Annotated in this window: 15 protein-coding genes; 6 read left to right on the top strand and 9 right to left on the bottom strand. The window is 61.4% G+C overall.

Going from position 1 to position 17831, the window contains the following annotated elements; all coding sequences use genetic code 11:
* Window positions 1-59: 59 nt before the first annotated feature.
* Both HCT51_RS04755 and HCT51_RS04760 read left to right on the top strand, forming a co-directional pair.
* Window positions 60-1757, top strand: a complete 1698-nt coding sequence (locus HCT51_RS04755; protein WP_166870828.1) for a helix-turn-helix transcriptional regulator — start codon at window positions 60-62, stop codon at window positions 1755-1757.
* Window positions 1758-1876: 119 nt separating this feature from the next.
* A complete protein-coding gene (locus HCT51_RS04760; protein WP_166870830.1) occupies window positions 1877-2287 on the top strand; it encodes an ester cyclase in 411 nt (136 codons plus the stop codon).
* Between the two features lie 166 nt (window positions 2288-2453).
* On the opposite strand, the gene HCT51_RS18930 is transcribed toward HCT51_RS04760, so the two are convergent.
* The 7 genes from HCT51_RS18930 to HCT51_RS04795 form a co-directional block, all read right to left on the bottom strand.
* A complete protein-coding gene (locus HCT51_RS18930; protein WP_166870832.1) occupies window positions 2454-3083 on the bottom strand; it encodes an HNH endonuclease in 630 nt (209 codons plus the stop codon).
* Between the two features lie 198 nt (window positions 3084-3281).
* Complete coding sequence (locus tag HCT51_RS04770) at window positions 3282-4190, bottom strand: DUF429 domain-containing protein (protein ID WP_166870834.1); 909 nt, start codon at window positions 4188-4190, stop codon at window positions 3282-3284.
* Window positions 4191-4269: 79 nt separating this feature from the next.
* Window positions 4270-4527, bottom strand: a complete 258-nt coding sequence (locus tag HCT51_RS04775; protein ID WP_191413769.1) for a hypothetical protein — start codon at window positions 4525-4527, stop codon at window positions 4270-4272.
* A gap of 563 nt (window positions 4528-5090) precedes the next feature.
* A complete protein-coding gene (locus tag HCT51_RS04780; protein ID WP_166870836.1) occupies window positions 5091-8231 on the bottom strand; it encodes a helicase-related protein in 3141 nt (1046 codons plus the stop codon).
* Window positions 8228-9658 (bottom strand): phospholipase D family protein, encoded by a 1431-nt coding sequence (locus HCT51_RS04785; protein WP_224760672.1) that lies wholly within the window; start codon window positions 9656-9658, stop codon window positions 8228-8230. The genes HCT51_RS04780 and HCT51_RS04785 overlap by 4 nt, the downstream gene beginning before the upstream one ends.
* 322 nt (window positions 9659-9980) lie before the next feature.
* Entirely contained in the window at window positions 9981-11204 is a 1224-nt protein-coding gene (locus tag HCT51_RS04790) for a DUF6361 family protein (protein ID WP_370626916.1), read from the bottom strand.
* 130 nt (window positions 11205-11334) lie between these two features.
* Window positions 11335-11799, bottom strand: a complete 465-nt coding sequence (locus HCT51_RS04795; RefSeq protein ID WP_166870842.1) for a very short patch repair endonuclease — start codon at window positions 11797-11799, stop codon at window positions 11335-11337.
* A gap of 258 nt (window positions 11800-12057) precedes the next feature.
* Here HCT51_RS04795 and HCT51_RS04800 point away from each other — a divergent pair, with 258 nt between their 5' ends.
* Both HCT51_RS04800 and HCT51_RS04805 read left to right on the top strand, forming a co-directional pair.
* A complete protein-coding gene (locus HCT51_RS04800) occupies window positions 12058-13254 on the top strand; it encodes an MvaI/BcnI family restriction endonuclease (protein WP_166870844.1) in 1197 nt (398 codons plus the stop codon).
* Between the two features lie 249 nt (window positions 13255-13503).
* Complete coding sequence (locus HCT51_RS04805) at window positions 13504-14901, top strand: DNA cytosine methyltransferase (RefSeq protein ID WP_166870846.1); 1398 nt, start codon at window positions 13504-13506, stop codon at window positions 14899-14901.
* Between the two features lie 318 nt (window positions 14902-15219).
* On the opposite strand, the gene HCT51_RS18935 is transcribed toward HCT51_RS04805, so the two are convergent.
* Window positions 15220-15657: a hypothetical protein gene (locus tag HCT51_RS18935; protein WP_370626962.1), complete on the bottom strand. Its 438-nt coding sequence runs from the start codon at window positions 15655-15657 to the stop codon at window positions 15220-15222.
* 154 nt (window positions 15658-15811) lie between these two features.
* Window positions 15812-16054 carry a KTSC domain-containing protein gene (locus tag HCT51_RS18940; protein ID WP_370626917.1) on the bottom strand — a complete coding sequence of 81 codons (243 nt, stop codon included), beginning with the start codon at window positions 16052-16054 and terminating at the stop codon, window positions 15812-15814.
* A gap of 334 nt (window positions 16055-16388) precedes the next feature.
* Here HCT51_RS18940 and HCT51_RS04815 point away from each other — a divergent pair, with 334 nt between their 5' ends.
* Window positions 16389-16904 (top strand): hypothetical protein, encoded by a 516-nt coding sequence (locus HCT51_RS04815; protein ID WP_166870849.1) that lies wholly within the window; start codon window positions 16389-16391, stop codon window positions 16902-16904.
* 6 nt (window positions 16905-16910) lie between these two features.
* On the top strand, window positions 16911-17804 hold the full coding sequence (locus HCT51_RS04820) for a Kiwa anti-phage protein KwaB-like domain-containing protein (RefSeq protein ID WP_166870851.1): 894 nt from the start codon (window positions 16911-16913) through the stop codon (window positions 17802-17804).
* Window positions 17805-17831: the final 27 nt, after the last annotated feature.

The raw sequence follows: 17831 nt of genomic DNA on the forward strand, positions 1-17831 counted from the left end.
GGGAGCGGCCTCGCCCATTGCGTCGCCACCGGGCACGGTCGCATCATTGCCCTGAGACCATGCCCACCCCACTCGGCGTCGGGCGCGCCGCTCTCGCCGTCGGCGACTGGGCTGCCGCGCGCAACGCCTTCACCGAAGCGACCCAGGGCGACGACTCGGCCGACGCCCTCGACGGACTCGCCCACGCCGCATGGTGGCTGAACGACGTCCCTGCCGCCTTAGATCTCCGCATCCGCGCCCACAACGCGTTCCGTCAAGAGGGACGACGAGCGGATGCCGCCACCAGCGCCGTCTGGATCTCCCGCCAATTCCGCCAGCTGTTCCGCAACACCGCAGCCGCCGACGGCTGGCTCGCGCGGGCCGAGACGCTGGCGGGGGAGGGCAGCCCGGGGGACAGTAGGAACGACAGCACCCAGGGTTGGATCGCCCTCGCCCGCTCCGAGGCGACACCGGATGCCGCAACCGCAGCCGCCTCAGCCCACGACGCTCTCAACTGGGCGCGCGCACACTCCGACCCCGACCTCGAGATCGAGGCGCTAGCCCGCCTCGGCCTGCTCACGATCGCGACCGGTGAGGTCGACGCCGGGGTCCACCACCTCGATGAGGCGATGGCCGCGGCCAGTGCCGGCGCGGCATCCGATCTCACCAGCGTCGCCACCGCCTACTGCACCCTGCTCGAGGCCGCCGAACTGCTCGGCGATGACGCCCGCTTCGCGCAGTGGACCGCCGCGATCACCGCGTTCGGCAGCGGCCCCGGGTTCGGCCCGCTCATCGCACCGGGCTCACCCACCGCGTACGGACCGCTCTCCTCGTTCTGCGGCGCCTGCTGCGGAGGCCTCTACCTGGTCACCGGCCGGCTGGCCGACGCCGAGGCCGAACTGCTGGCCGCGATCGCCGAGCTGGAGTCCAGCGGCATGGCCTCGCGCTGCGTGCACCCGGTCACCCGGCTCGCGGAACTCCGCGTGCTGCAGGGCCGGCTCGACGAGGCGCGAACCCTGCTCGAACTCTACGAGGACCTGCCCGAGGCGGTGCGTCCGCTGGCCGTGCTCGACCTCGCCGCCGGCTCGCCCGACATCGCGGTCGCCCGGCTCAGCCGGCGGCTCGACGAAATCGGCGGACTCGAGGTCGCCGCCCTGCCGCTGCTGACCGTGCTGGTCGACGCGCAGCTAGCCGCCGGCGACAGGGCCGCCGCGCAGGTCACGACACAGAGGGTGACGGATGTCGCGGACCGCACCCACAGCACTCGGCACCGTGCCGAGGCATTGTTCGCCCGAGGCAAGGTGGCCGCGGCCGCCGGTGAACCGAACGCCGAGGCGCCGCTGCGCGACGCGGCCCGCCTGTTCAGCGAATGCGAGCTCGGCCTGCAGGCCTGCCGGGCCCGCGTGGCACTGGCCCGGGCGCTTGCTGCAGAAGGCGACATCCCGATCGCGATCACGGAGGCAAGGGCTGCACTCGCCGCGTTCGACCGCCTCGGCGCGCGACCCGATGCGGACGCAGCATCCGCCTTTCTGCGTGAGCTGGGGGTGCGCGGCCGCACCGGTCCGAAGAATCTGGACCTGCTCAGCCAGCGCGAACGGGAGGTGCTCGGCCTCGTGGCGCAGGGCCTCACCAATGCCGAGATCGCCGAGCGGCTGTTCATCAGCGTGAAGACCGCCGGGCACCATGTTGGCAGCATCCTGATGAAACTGGGCGTCCGTAGTCGTACCGAGGCGGCCGCGTTCGCCGCGGTGCATGCCGAACTGCGGATGCCGGAATAGGGAAGGTTCCCCATGCTCCGCACGCTGCCCGGCGGGAAGCTGGCGGCATGACACACATCACAAGCACCACGGGTGCATATCGAGCAGCCGAAACAGATTCTCAGGGCAAGGAGCCTGACATGAACGACCCCAAGGCGCTGGCAAGGCGCTTCTACGACATGATGAGCGACTGGTCGCCGGACAAGCTCGACGAGATCTGCTCGCCGACCCTGCGCGGGCACGCCGGAGCGGGTGCCGACCTGGATGAGCTGAAGCAGTCCATCACCGGGTTCGTCGATGCGTTCTCCGACTTCCACGCGGAGGTTCGGTACCTGGTTCGCGAAGACGACCTAGTGAGTGCCTGGGTCACCTACGAGGGGACGCACACCGGCAAGTTCGCGGGAGTTCCCGGCACGGGGCGTCCGATCAAGATCGCGGGCTGGGACCTGCTGCGGATCCAGGATGACCGGATGGTCGAGATCACCCAGTACTGCGACGTTTTCGTGCTGATGAACCAGATCGGGGCGTTGCCGACGGCGGCGCCGGCGTAGGGCTCAAGTGGATGATAACGACACGCCGTTGGAACCACGAGCAAGCCGCGTCCTCTCGATCGACCGACGCTGGTACCGGAACGGTCGCAGGAAAAGGAAGGGGAGATCGATCCGGCTGGACTCCCCGTATGTGCAGCAGGTCAGCTTGTCAGCGACGCGCTCCCAACTAAGATGCTCGAACGATTTGACCATTGTGATACGAAATGCTTTCCTCAGAGATCTCATGGCCATCGACCTGCCTGATCTCGTGGCGATTGAGGATTATTGCCCCCATGTCGCATAGAGCGTGGTCGTTTGGGCACAACACAATAATGTTCCCCGGTACATCGGGACCATTATGAGGCGCGCCGAGCGGAATGATGTGATGGGCCTCCGAGTACGTCGCACCGCCGGCTGTGCCTAGGGCGAGCCCGCATAGCTGACACGCGTTCCGGTGGATCAATTTGAGCTGTCGTGCCAGCGTCGTGTCACGTAGGACCCTGTATGTCGCTTGTTGGATGCGGCCGGGAGTTTCATTTCCACCACTCATGTCCGCACCAATCGGGGTTGGATGGGCTAAACCTCGAAGGCCCCAGATTCCGCGACCGATACCTTCAACTGAGAAGAACAGGTCGCTATTTCCCTTGTAGCCAACAGAGTCTGAAGACCTGTCCTGAATTGTTCGCTGGACAATCTGCTTCCAGGACGGCGGGCGACCACTGCGGAGATTCGCAACCTCTGAGTAAATTTGATCGTAGGTTCCCGTGCCCCCCAATTCTGTGAGCGCCCGCACGATGTCTTCTGACCAAGTTCCCATAAAAGGAACCTACGGAAGAATACTCAGTTCGAACTAGCCCCACTTGAAGGGGGTCTTACAACGACCCGCCGCTGATAGAGCTGGCACGCCAATCACGCGACTTTCTTACGAGATTGTCATCGCCGCCAGTGGACGATATCGAATGCCTGCCCGTGGTGATCCGTACATGGCTCAGCTGCAGCACGTTCGTGGTCGCAATCAGCACGTCGGTCGAGATCGCGGGGGACTGGTGAGTCGGAGGGGGCGCGGTGTGATGAACGACTGGACGAGGATGATGGGCCGGCGGACAGCGCCGGCGCGCTGCTCTGGACGCGCGGGTGCGATGATCACCGGTATGCGACCCTGGCCGTCCGGCAGATCGTGTAGCCCGAGAACCTGACAACGCTCAGTTCCGAACTGCGCCCACATCGCGGCAGTCCAGGCGCAGAGGGCTGCGTCGAGCAGATCCTCGCGATGCTTGTACGGGATGTCGAGCAGAGGCGAAGGTTCATTGAGCAGCTCTGCGGTGGTTGGATGTGAGCGCAGATCGAGTGGTGGCTGCTCGTCGGTGAGCCGCGACATCCGCCGCAGCAACTCGTCGCATTCGGCCGCGCGGAACGCCCGCTTCGCCGCCACATCCGGCAGCGCTAGGTTCAATCGCTTGTACCGCGGACGTTCGATCGCGTAGCCCAGCTCGGGGGCGCCGACGAGGGTGGTGTATGGGTAACACTCGAAGAATTGCACGACGTCGGTGCGGGGCTGCTGGGACCCGTCGGTGTAAACCCATCCGGCCTGCTCCAGGCGCTGGCGCAGCGTGACGCCGCCCAGCCAACCGAGCCTCAGGTTGGATGCGTTGGCCGCAACCCGCCAACGTCCATAGCGTTGACCTACTTCGCGTTCGCACTCGCGCATTCCGGTCGCGTTGGCGACGACGAGAGGTGCATCGATGGCCACAACGTCACCGGGAGCGGCTGTACGCAGCAACCATTCGACGACTGCATCGATGCCGCGGGCCCATCCGGCATGGACGACAGTTCCGGATGCGTCGAGGCAGACGAGCCCGGACTCCTTGGCCGCCTTCGCTGCGGTTCCCTCACCCCAGGCTAGGTCGACGCCGATGTAGTTCATGCCGTCGCCATTGTGGAAGTCCGGTGAACGGCTGCTCTATGAATCGTGCACTCTCGCACGTTGATTGATTTGTCCCTCATCAGGAAGCTCGCGTGGGTCGTATCTGTCCCCCGACGACCCAGCGAGCTGCAACGACAATGATGGCGATAAAGCTCAAGTCCTCCGCAAGTCGCGCGCGTTCGTAGCGGCGGATGGATCGTTCATATGCGCTCGGGTCCGCCGGCGTGCTGACGTTGTCCTTGAACCAAGCTGTCGCCTTGTCGCCCCGATTCCATTCACTCAACCGAGTACTCAGCGCCGACGCCGCCAGAATGCGTTTCCTGAGTGATTGAGCCACCAAGACCTCCTGCATCTGGCCGAGCACCCAGACGCCGACAGTCGTGTCCTTGCGTGGAAGGTCGACAGTAAGTCGAACTAGGGCGAGAGGCAAATCTGTATCTGACACGCGGTGCGCAGTTAGGAGACGAGGCTGCTGCTGAGCTCGTATCCAAGACTCCACCGTGGCTATCATCCCGAGCACAATATGCGGCGCCGATCCCGGATAGCTTGTCGCCATTTGATGATCTCCCCAGCAACAAACAACGCAATTCCAACAATTGCAGTGATAGAAGCGGTAATCACCGCAACTTCCGAGGCCACCATGAGTCGGCGTTCCTCAGCCGGCGCGGCGGTGCGCGGATGGAGGCGAGAAGTGTTTGCGCGCGGCGTCGGCTTGTACACGTGTGAGAAGCCAACGAGTCTCGTGGCGGTCGGTCAGTTTCCCATAGTGCCTGCGAAGGTGCTTCCGAATGCGAACGGGCGATACACCCAGTTCGCGCCCGAGCTCATCCGGCGTCATTACTTCGTCCATAAATCGAGACGCTACAGGTGACCAGCGTCATTGTGCCGCATCCTGCTCAGTCACGCGATCAGCTCATCCCGCTCTTGACCTCGCCGCGGCGGCCGCAGGTCAAGTGTTGGCACCGTTTCGCTGTCGATCCCTCGGCGCCGCAAGATCTCGAGCATGTCCTCCTGCCGAGGTTGCCCAAGCGTGAGTCGGTACAGCGACAGGGCTTCCTTCAATCGTTCGATCTTTCGCAAGTCTTTACTCAACGGGAAGGAGACCAGTTGGCGCTCGATCCTCGCAGCGCCCGGATAAACCCAGAACGGCGAAAAATCGCCAAACTCCGGGTGAGCATCATCGGCCGCATCGAACGCGGCTCGCCAGGGGTCCGCGGCGGATGACGCCATCACGGCAGCGCGCTGTTCCGTCGCGACGTTCTTCCGCACGGCGTGCCCGGCAAACCGATTCACCCGGCCTTCGCGCTGCTCGAAGTCGACGGGATTCGACGGAACATTCCAATGCAGCACCGCGTGGCTCCACCAGTGGAAGTCGATTCCTTCTTGCCCGACGCTTGTCGAGGCGAGCACGAATGGCCAGAACGGGCTGTTGAAGGCGTTCCTGATCTCCGGCTGGCGAGCGCTTTCCTCGTCCTGCGTTTTGCCGCCATACCGCAGCGCGAACCGCGCCGTGAATGGAATGCGTTCGCCTGGATTGTCGAGATCGCGCGCGTGGTACGTGGAGGGACGCAGGGTGACCGCGTCGACGGCGCGGCTGGCGATCGTCATGAGTAGCTCATCATTGAGCTCGCTGCCGGGGGTCTCGCTCTGAAGCTGGAAAATGTACTCGTCCAACACGGCCTGCAGATTTCCGTCGGCGCAGTAGTCGAGCACCGCCTGCCAGTAGGACTCCTCACCGGAGCCGGAGGCGGTGACCCCGTCAAGTAGCAGTGTGCTTTCCAGTCGGTTGAACAGGCTTCGGAGACCGTTCGACAGGAGCGCGGCAGCCCGCCAGTGACCGGCTGCAGTTGTGGCGTCCATTGCCGTGCGCACCCGGCCGAGCGCGCGGAAGGCGATGTTGCCGGGGGAGTGCAAAGCAATACGCGCGAGCTCCGGATGCGTCCCGCCTGAGTTGGCACCGGCGATCGTTGCTATCGCATGTGCGACGTGCTTCGACAGCTGCGAACCGGCAGACACGACATCCTCATCGTCGGTCAATTCGCCGGTTCGTGCGGACAGATTCAGGGCTAGCGTTGGTGCGTCCAGCGGCATCCCACGCGGGACTGCACCACCAGTGCCGAAGAAGGACTGCCACGCGGCATCCGTCGTCTGACCAGGTGCCAGTTCCCGCTTCACCAGTTCTTCGGCCTCCTGCGCGGTGACTATGGAATCACCCGATGCTCGGGCGAGCCTCAGCGGGTCGGCGACCGCAGCCAAACCTGGGTGTGGCCAGAACAACGCCAGCGTCGACATGCTCCGTGGCCGGTCGTCGACGACCTTGTAGTCGAGTCGGCTGGCGATCGATTTGCGCGCCTCGGCGGAGTTGACCGTCAAGCGCGATCCTTCAACTATTCGTCGCTCTGCCTCATAGCTCAGGAGGCTTGAGATTGCGGTTGGTGTCGCGGTCCACGAGGAGAAGACCACACGCTTCGTTGCCGAACCGTCGGAAAGCGGCGCAAAAACCGAACCCGGTTGAAGATAGGGCATCGAGGGCGGCATCCAGAGCAGCTTCCACAACCCCCGGTCGAGTGTCTCGTTTGCAAGTGCACGGAGGTGGCTGTTCCCAAAATCGAGGGGAGCATAGGCGCGCAGCGCGTCGGCATCGAGGCGTTGAAGCGACGCCATGCTGGGGAGCCGGTCGCCGGTCGCACGTCGATCGTCGAGCGCGCGCGCCACTTGGTAGTTGTCCATGAAGCTCGCGAAGTACGGCACCGATTTCCAGTACTCCATGCCGATCGGCACGCCGAGGTCACCCGCGAGCCGCTCCAACGCAGTGAAGCCCAAAAGATCGTCCGCAGTGGGTGGCGCCGATGGCAGCAATCGTTCCACGACAGCATCGTGGCTTTCCAGCTGCGGCCGCTCGGTCCGGCTCATCAACCGAAGCAGTGAAGCGCGCAAGCGGTCCACCACATGACTCGCGGAACTGCCGTTGACAACACGGGTACGGAATTCCGCGAAGGACGCACGAATGTCGTCCACTACTTCCGGTGCGTCACCAGCAAGGAACGACAGCGTGGTCATGAAGTCGGAATAGTGGTCCTCGTCTGCATCGCTGGATGCCGCGGTGTAAGGCTTGTACGGCGTGGCCGAGAGCAGGAGTACCTTCGCGGAGGGGTAGTCAAACAGATGGTGAGCGAGCTCGGCGGCATCGCCACCGTTCTCAAGATCGAGGAGGTGCCGAAACCTCTGGAACTCGTCGAGAATCACGAGGTCCGGCTCGAGGGTTTCAACGCTCGCTCGTGCCAACCCTGCGCGCAGCCGGCCCGTCAGCTGTCGGACGTCGTGGGTCCGCTCTTCGGGAACTTTTCTGCGACCCGCCAGGTCGTCGAGCAGCTTGGTATACGTCTCCGCCATCCGAGAATCAATTAAGCCGCGGCGAAATGATTCGAGAATTGCGGGGTCGACGGGGCCGCCCAGTTGCCTGCGTGTGCGGTCAACCCGCCCCGCAAATGCCGACGCTGTGCGTACAGGACCTTGCAGCAGCATCCGTGAAGCGCGCTGGCGCTTGATATTCAAGTCGAATATCTCAGTCAGCATGACGTGAAGCAAAGCGCGCTCATCTGCTGAACCGGTTCTCGAGCTACCCATGTCAAACGAAGTGCCGGGCGTGAACGACACGAGGTTGACTGTCTTGCCTCCCGTCGATCCGAGTTGAGCGAGACGCCCCGACTCGCGGGCAAGGAGGGTCAATCTACTAGTGAAGCCGAGGTGGGGGTTACCGGTCACATTGAGCCGACGAAGGTTCTGCGAAGCGAGATCGGCGTTCGAACAGACGTAGACGATGTCGATCCGATCCACGGTGTCATCTGCCTCGAGCCGCTCGATCGCTCGCGCGATCACCCCTCGCGCGATGACGCTCTTGCCGAGGCCGGTCTCGTCCGCCACGAGGAATCGGCGGGTCGAGTCGGGAGCGTCATAGAGCCGATCGATGACGTGCTCGACCGCGTCCAGTTGGAATGACTTGAGCTCGGCCAGGATCGCGTCAGCGTCGAAACCGGTCATGCGGCATCCTCCTTCAAGGCGAGCCGCGCTTGCCAGATCGGGTTCCAAACCTGTTCGAATCCGTCGGGCAGTACGGACACCGCGGCCGGCGCGTCGCGCAGTCGATCAATCAGGCGTGCAAGATCGTCGAGCCCGCCGGGATTCACTGCCAGTGACCGCACCAAAGATTCGAAGATGCCGGCGCCGTCGCTGGCCCATGAACCGAAGGAGCCAGCGCCATCGAGTACGGCACCGCTCGCGTCAGCTCCGCCCAAGGAGAGGAGCAGGAACAAGAACCGCAGAAACTTCTCCGGGCTGTCGATCTGGCGCGCAAGGACGGCGTCGCGCCGGTGGGGAAGATCGCCCACAAGGTCGGCGCATACGACCGTGCTGAGTTGCGTGCCACGAGTGTCCGTCGCCCGGATGACGAGGAAGGGCGTGATGTCGGTCAACGCCAGCTCGGTAAACTCCACGGTCTCCCCGACGCGAGCAGGAAGCGGTCGGGCCCTTCCAGGCTGGGTGAGCAGCTGGAGCTGGATTTCCAGTCCCGAGACCTCCGCGACCGCGGACATCGGTTCCGTGATGATCGAGTAGGTGTCGACCGCGGTCCCTTGAACGCTGCTTCGCAGCCGGGTTGCAGCCAATGCTCTGATAGCGACTTCAAGAGCACGGTCGGCCTTCTCATCATCTGTGTCTGTGACACCTCCGTCGGTTTCGTAGGGAACCATGAGCTGCCTCAGCGAGGAGTCCTCGCCGAAGACGGCGTCGACGCCAAGCCGACTCTGCTTCCCGACCAGCTCGATCAAGAACTCGACGTTGCCACCGAAGGCCGGCCCGGTGGCGTTCGCCGAGCCAATGAAAACTCGAGACCCGGATTGCCGGTCGAGCACGTACGCCTTCGCGTGCAGGCCAACGAGCGGATCGTCGGGCCGTTCCTCACTGTCACGAACGGCATCGTCGAGCACATACGTGGTGAGGCGTTTCAGTGATTCGGGGCTCAGCCTGTCCAGGGATTCTGCACGTGATACGACGTGCACGGTCCTTCCACTCTTCCGGGGCGCAACAATGTTGATGCCTTCGTCGGTGAGAAATGGAGACACGACCAAGTGTCGTCGACCGCTGAAGTCGATCGACGGATCGCGGCCGACGCCGAAGGCATGAAAGACAAGTTCCCCTACGTCAGCAGGACGCTCCCATTCCACCCGCCCTAGTCGTTCGGCTAAGTCCGCGATTCGCTCCGCGCGGGCGATGGGCAGACCACCGACTGCCAGCCGCGGCAATCTGGCAACAAAGTCCTGCACTGGGGCATTCTGCTCACGCATCTCCGTCCCGGCGAAGCCGTCGAGACGCACGACCGCGTCCCAGCTGCGGTCGCCAGTCAAGTTGCGGCTGGAGCAAATCAGTCGGTAGGCGAGATTCTGTCCATGCGCATACTCGAGCACCCACACCTTTGGATGGAATAGTGACCCGCGCCGAGGAGCGACGACCGGGTGCACCATCGGTTCGAGAAAGGCAACGAGGTCGGATGCCGCGCGCGGAACCGCGATTTGACCGGCCTGCGCGAAGATATCGACCCGCTCGGCCGCCCTGCGCACGGAATCCAGGATGGCGATCGGGTCGTCGCTCTCGCGCACCTGATGGCCCGCGAACGACAGCGGAACCGAAAGCGCGTTGGTGAGATCAAGGGTGAACGTGGTTCCGACCGCTTGTCGAAGTGCATACCCGCTTGGCGGCCGGAGCTGTTCGGTGAGTGCCGCGCGCACGTCAGGCTCAAGCATCTGTTCGCTCCAATCCGTCGTGCAGGTCGGTCAGGATGCCGCGGACCTGCGGCCACCGGAACACAAGTTGTCCCGCTCCCGACGCCCCCTGCCATGTTTGCAACAGGCGTGTGTTGCGCAGCCTGGACTGCGAACCTTTGTGCTGTTGCTCTCGCCGCTGAATCAAATAGCGAAGGTGCGAATCAGTTGCTGGATCGACTGCAGCATCGCTGATAATCCCGTCCAGCCAGCGGTCGATGAAAACACGGGATGAGGTCGCGCGCTGGTTGCGGGTGAGGATGGTCGCCCAGAAGTCGTCGCGATCCCACGACGCCAAATCGGGAGCGAGTACCTCTTGGCGTTCGCGCCAGGTCGCGAGCTGCTCTTGGTATCGGTCGACCGCTCCATTAACGCGGTCGAATCCCCCTTCCTCGTATGCCTCCGCGAGCAACAGGTTGTAGAGCAGGGCAGCCCCGTGCATGGCGAACGAGAACAGGCGGGCGTGCGTGAGCGAGTCGTGCGTGTCCGCTGGTAATTCGCTAACCGCCGGGTCCAACCAGGGAGCGCCGCTGTCCCGCTCTGGTCGGTGATCGAGCAGGTGCGACAACAGTGAGCCTTCGGATCCCTCGAGCATGCGCTCACGCAGCCATCCAGCCTCCGCGTTCTTCAGATCGAATCCGCCGCCAGTGTTGTGGGGAAACCCGTCTGGTAATCCCGGAAGCGTCAGCGACCATGCACCGGGCAGGATCTCATCGACGTCTTGCTCGCGAACTGGGCCGAGGCCCGCTGCCGACGCGTCGGCTTGGCTCATGGTCGGCTGGGTAAGAATGCCATACTGGCGCAGCGCCACCCAATAGATACTCGACGGCAGATTCTTGAGCGCCGTGCCGGCGCTTTTGCCGAGGAGTCCATCGCCGTCGGACTCAGCCTTTAGCGCCACAATGAGATTGCGCTCGTTCGCATCGACCCGCTGTGCGATGCTGTCGGGTGACAACCCCGGCCTCGCGGCAGCTAGGAAGCACCACGGGATGAGCAGCATGTAACGGGCGCGAGTCAGCAGCGTCGAGGTTCCAGGGAAGAGGATGTCGCTGAGCGCATCGCGCACCTGGCCGATACCGAGCTCGTCGCGGCTCTCGCGCTCACTGAACAGGTTGACGATCTCGCGCATGCGGCGTTGATCCTCGCTCGACGCATCGAGCCACGCAACGAGTGATGGCACTGTTCCCCCTCCGAACACAGCTCATCCAACGTGCGGGATGGTGCATCGCCACCATATATCTGTGCTCATCGTCAAGCCGTCAACACCCGCGCGAGCGATTGGATGATGGTCACCCAATCTGCGCGAGGGAAGGCAGGCCAGCGGGAGGCTATGGCGCGGGTGGCGCTGCGCCTTCTGTGGCTTCGGCTTCATTAGCCGCGGAAAGAAATGTCGCGATTTCGTCCAAACACACCAGCCGCGTCGCTTTTCGTCGAAGATCGCTGTCCCAGATGCGAAGAATCGACCAACCCATCTGCCTCAACGATTGCTCTTGAGCGCGGTCCCGCTCAACATTGCGTTCGAGCTTTGCGACCCAGTAGCTGTCGGCGCCGTGCTTTGTCCGCACACGATCCAGATGGCGCCCATGCCAAAAGTCTCCGTCGATGAACACCGCCCGCCGAAGCCGCGGCTTTGCAACATCGGGAGTTCCAGGAACTCGACCGTAGTGCTTCTGGAAGGAGATCCCACGCGCGCGCAGATCGCGGAAGACCAAGCGTTCCATCTCCGAGTCTTTGGACTTGATCCGCGACATCATGTAGCTGCGGTAACTTTCATCAAGTAGACGATTGACCATTTCGAATGACCAGTCCTATTCGCGAGTGTTCTGCGTTCGCGTTTCCGGAGTCTCCAATTTCGCGCAACGTCCCGTGGGTGTTTTCAATTGCAGCGCAGCGCGGACCCTCAATCAAGTCCACGGGTTCTGAAAGAAGTGGGGCTGGGCCGACGTAGGTCTCATGAATTCTGCCGCTTAGAGTCGAGAGTTCCGCGATACTCAAAAGTGAGGAAATGCCGTTTGGTCTTCGCGGCGCGAGTGTTCTGTTTGGGGGAAGTAATGAGGCTGCTGTCTCAGACTGAAGTGGATCGATTGTCCCTACTGACGAAGGCGGGGGTTCCGATAAGTCTGCTTGAACCGACGCAGACCGCGTTAGGGAAGAGCATCATCGATGCGGTTGAGGACTTTCGGCGATTCTTGTCCGAACAGGGCGTCCACGACTACGAAACGCAGCCGCAGGGGCAAGACAACAAGAAGGTAGTTCCTGCTCTTCTGCTCACCGAAGAAGATCGGTTTGTACGGGCTGACGCGTCGCTATATAGGCCGCGCACAAAGACTGGAGATCCAAGAGTGTGGTTTTCCAGGCTGAAGAACCACGTTCGTGGCGGAGACATCATCGCGGTCGCGTACTCGGGCGGGCAGCTTTTCATATTCGACATCTCGAGGCTTGATCTGGAACGGACCCAAGCCCGCGGTGGTGCCTTCGCCACGTTTCTGGCGCCGTTTCTTCAGCGAAAGGTCAGCGCTGTCGAGGAGTTGCTCGGCGCAATGGTGGCCGTCGCCGCGAAGGGCTTTATTCGGTCAATTGGGTCGGCGGATACAACTGTAGGCATGCTTCTGGAGGCGGAGCTCGGAATCAAGGCGAACTCAAGCAAGGCACCCGACTACAGAGGGATCGAGATCAAAGGTGCGCGGGGAAACCGCTCCAACAGGCACAACCTATTCGCACGGGTTCCAGACTGGAGCGTCAGCCCGCTCAAGAGTTCTCAGGCGGTGCTGGACGAATTTGGGTATATCAAAGACGGACGAAAACAGCTCTACTGCACTGTGTCGACGGGAAGGCCTAATGGACAGGGACTCTTCTTAGCCGTCGAAGAGGCGGAAGGGTTGCTATGGGAACGGTCAGTGAATAGCTCGCGCGAGAAAGTAGTGGCATGGCCCATTAGTGGTCTCGAGGAATCATTGAGGATGAAGCACGCCGAGACCTTTTGGGTAACGGCAGAGTCGCGTCGGCTGGGAGCGGACGAGGAGTTTCGATTTCATCGTGTCGAGCACACTGCGAATCCAATCCTTGAGCAATTGGTGCCACTAGTTCGAACGCGTCACATCACAATGGACCACCTCGTACGGGAGAAGAATGGCCGAGCAGCCGAACGGGGGCCACTCTTCAAGCTCAAGCATGGCTCGCTCGGCTTGCTGTTTCCCCCCTCCACCGTCTATGACCTGTCTTCGGGCGCACACTCACTCAAGCCATAGCCCGCCCGTTCCTCATCTTCACGGTGAGCCCAGGGATGGCTTTCTCCTCTTGGACGGTATAGCGCGAGAGCGCGGTCGGGCGAGCTAATGGGGGAACGCAGGCGACGGGCGTCCCAACGATCCAACCCCGGCGCGGTGTGTGATCGAATGTCGGTGGATCCGATTAGGGTGTAAATCCTGGGAAAACTCCCCAGCAGGATGACCATTTCCGGCCAACCAAAGCTCTTGCACGAAAGAAGTAACCACCAGATGAAGTATGTTGACCTATTCGCGGGCTGTGGCGGACTCTCGCTGGGCGTAGAGCGAGCAGGCTTCGAGCTTGCGCTTGCTGTCGAGAAATCCGATATGGCTGCGCGAACCTACTTCCACAACTTCATTGGCGATGCCGCTGACCCGATTGAGTGGGAGAGGTACGTGAATGGCTCTGTCGAGGATCAGGTTGAACAGCGAGTACTGGTACGGGAACTTGCTGCGCTCCTCAACAATGAAGATCTTCTGCAGCGTGTAAGTGAAGAAGGCATCGATCTCGTCGTCGGCGGTCCTCCGTGCCAGGGCTTCTCTCTCGCGGGCCGCCGGAACCCAGACGACGTGCGCAACAAGTTGCCATGGGAATACCTGAGGTTTGTCGAGGCCGCCAAGCCGAAGGCCGTTGTGATTGAGAATGTCGTTGGCATGAAACAGCGCTTCGCAAACGATAGCGAGTCGTCATTCGAGCAACTACAGCAAGCTTTACGCGAGACAGAGCCTGGCTACGTGGTGCAGGCCGTCGAGGTGAACGCGATGCATTATGGAGCTCCGCAGCATCGGCCGCGCTTGATGATCATTGGTCTCCGCAGCGACATTGCGACCGCGGCTGGGATCGAAGCGACGAGCACTGTCTGGCGGTCAGACTTTCTGGACAACCTCGATGTGCGCGACATTCCGTCGCTCGCGCCGGTGCCAACACGCACCCGCGCGAATGTCAGGACTGTCGGGGAGGCGATTGCGGACCTCGCCAATCGTAAGCCGCGACCAGCCGCCGACCGCAGCCGCGAGTATGTAGCGGAGTTGCGCGACCCACGCTGGGCACTTCAGCGGGAGGCGCCGTCGCAGCCGCAGAATGACGTTCGACGAAAGCACGTCGAACGGACGACTGAGCGATTCCGCCTGTACCAGTACCTTCACGGACAGAAGGTTGACGCCAGATTGCTCAACCGGATCGCTGCGCTCGAGCCGGTGCAGGCCCGGGAAACGGTCGTGAAAGCGATCACTGGCTTGAAGTATCCGGCTGTGGCCCCGGACAAGACTGTGCTTGCTAGAAATGAAGACGAACTGACGGATCTCTGCTTGAGACTGGCCACGAAGAAACACTCCCAGAAAGTGCTCGATTGGGACAGCCCCGCTCGAACGGTCGTCACGATTCCGGACGACTACGTGCACCCCGTCGAGCCCCGGCTCTTTACTGTTCGCGAACTTGCTCGCTTTCAAGGCTTCCCTGACTCATTCGAATTCCTCGGTAAGGAAACGACAGGCGCTCACAGGCGCAAAGTGGAGGTGCCACAGTACTCTCAGGTCGGTAACGCGGTGTCGCCGTGGCTTGCACTCGCAGTGGGCACCAGAATTTCGGAAGTGCTTGGTATCCAGGCTACGGAATCCCTTGCCAGCTGAAACCGCTGCGTGAGAGAACTACGGCGTTCGAAGCTTCCAACATAGGTTGTTGCTGAGCGCGGGCTGTCCCAACTCACTGTTTCAAACCGCGCGACGACCTTCGGTCACAAGATCTTCGATGTGACCGAGGCTGTCCGCGCTTTCCTGCAGAACGCCGGAGTGCATGATTACGGCCCAATGCCAAGGCATTGCGACAAGGCAAGTAACGCGCGCCGTCTACGTAAACTGATCGGGGAAGCAGGTCGCGGCCACGGCGTCCACATACCGCCCTCGCTCTAAGGGAGAGGCTCCTCGAATCTGGTTATCCCGCCTGTTGGCCTACATGCCGGGTCGAGGATCCCGCGGGGGCACAATCGCTTGAAGGTGCGGCTGAAGTGGCAGTTGGTAATCCATGGAGAGCCAATTAAGTTCGGCTCCGACTGCGTCACGGAAGGCCGAAAGGCAAGCCACGAAGTGACCGTGGTTATCACTAAAGTTCGTGGATTCCTGACCGGCGGCTGTGACGAAGGCCCTCGCTGCTGAACGTATGCGCTTCAGCAATTCCTCGAGATGTCCGCCGCCTTGGACATTCATGATTTCAAGCGTCAAGAAGTTTCGGATGTCTTGTGCCGATTTGCGACAAGCTTCGTAGTCTTCTCTGTCGTTCAAGTAAAGGACGCGACGGTCCTCCAGATAAACAAGAATGCGTCTCGCCAGATCTTTGTTTGTCTGGACGTACTCCCAAGACAGTGAGGTCGAAGCCAGCGCGTTTCCCACACCAAAGCCGGTGATTCTCGGGCGAGGCAAAATGCAATCTCCTTATTGTTTTTCGAGCAGCGTTTGTAGCGAGCGATGCTCGCTACAAAATGACCATCGGAGCCACATAGCTGCGTTGGCCGGAGCAGGTTGCGGTGGCGATTGCGCCCGGCGATTACCCAACGCGGAGGTAGCGGTGAGCCTTTACCTCACGTCCATGTCGTGTCCACGGGTGAGGCTGTGCGGCAAGGAGATTCGCGAAAAGAGACTCCGCGACGTCGAAGTATTCGTAGGTCCCGCCGCTCATGAATCGCACCGTCAACACACCGCGATGGCGGTCGTATCCGATCGCGGAGAGGTTGGAAGAAGCAATCGGCTCTAGGTCCATGTTGAAATTGAATCGCGTACGGAGCCGCATCGCTCGTGCGACACACCAGAAAGTGGAATGGGTTCAGCTATTCGGTTCTCGAGATGTCGCCATCGAGGTGCTCCACTGTCGTTAGCCACCGCTACCGTTCAGGCATGAGGTTTGTCAACGCCTCCAACTGGCGCGTTGGATGCACCTTCCACGGATGCCGGAAGGACGGTGGGCGCCGTTTCTCGCAGTATGTGTCTTTGTCTTCCGCACGTCATGCCGGCGCCGACGTGGAATGCGACGTTATGGGCGGCGGGCACAGGCAAATTGAGTGGCGAGGAGCGTAGGCAAACTCGTTTTGGAAGTAGCCTGAACGCAGAACTGGAGAGGTTTCGTCATGATTGCAAAAACCATCATGTTCTTGTCGTCTTACTCGCCTGTCTTCATCCTGCTTGCTTTCCAGGTTAAGGACCTGCCCGCCAAGTGGGTATTCGGCGCGCTCGCCGTGGTGGGACTCGCGGGGATTGCGACCCTTCTGTCTTGGACTCGTCAGAAGGCAGCGACAACGTTTGTCATTGTGAGTCGCCGCGATGCTGGTGCGGAGGTGGCTGGGTTTCTTGCCGGTTACTTGCTTCCTCTAATCACTCTCAACAAGTCAGGCGCGGACTTCTACTGGGCTAGCGGAACCTTCTTAGCGTTGGCACTGATCGTGGCCGTGGGCTCATCTATGGTTCAGGTAAACCCCCTTCTGTATTTGATGCGGTATAAGGTCCTCGCGGTCGATACCGAAGCCGAGCACGGAACGCGCTTACGCATGTCGCGATACTTGATAACACGAAGAGATGTCAGAATTGGCGAGGTAATTGATGCGCATCGGCTTGCTGCGGACGTGCTCTTGAGGGCTAAAGGATGAACTCGAATGACTGAGCCAAGCGCTAAACGACTTGACCTCATCGTCTCGTGGACCGCGCGAGGGACCAGACACGCGGGTCCGATCGAGATTAGTGGCGATGTGGTTGATGACTTTCTTGCGATCGTCTCCGAATTTGAAGATGCCGGGACACATCGAGAAGATCTTCAATCGTTCGATCCCGACGCTGAGTACGAATCTGGCGCGGAACCGACGACACTTCCGCTTCGCGACCTACCAGATCAGGAACTAGTACCGCTTCTGCGGGAAGCACATATCAGTGATCCAGTCACAATGGATGTGATCACGGATCACAAGCCAAACCTCTACGCGATCAGCGCGCCGGCATCGCAGGGAGGGGTACCCACTATTTTTGTTCGCGCCACATCGCCTGTGAAGTTTTCGACAAAGTCCATCAAGGGTTACGTGACCGATAGCTTCGATCGAGTGAAATCGCCCATGGTTGTGTTCGATGAGACATTCGATTTCATTGTGCGCGATGACTTTGTAGTCGTTCTCAACGCATCGAATTTTGAGCGCATTGTGAGCACTAACGAGGCGGCGCGCGAGACAGCGAAGATATGGGCAACTGAGTTCTCGCAGCAGATTGCGGTCACGGCTGCCGGGCTAGCGGTGCTTGAGGATTACCTCGCAGGCAACTCCTTCGCGCGCCGGAAGATGCAGAGCATCCGCTCGAAGTCGCATCTGAATGGCCTTTCGGGAACACGCATTCGCGAGGCCCTCTCCAAGCGCGGCCTCGACCCGGCCGACTACTTGGATGGGGATGCCCTAGCTGTAACGAAGGAGAACGCGAAACTCACATTGAGTCTTCTGAATGAAGACCTCTTCGAAGGCGAATTCTCAGGTGACGAGTATGCTGCGGCGCGAAAGTCGCGTCTTTGAAAGTCGCGCAACTCGACGGTTAGAACG

Source organism: Salinibacterium sp. ZJ450 (assembly GCF_011751885.2).
In the GTDB taxonomy this organism is placed as follows: Bacteria; Actinomycetota; Actinomycetes; order Actinomycetales; family Microbacteriaceae; genus Ruicaihuangia.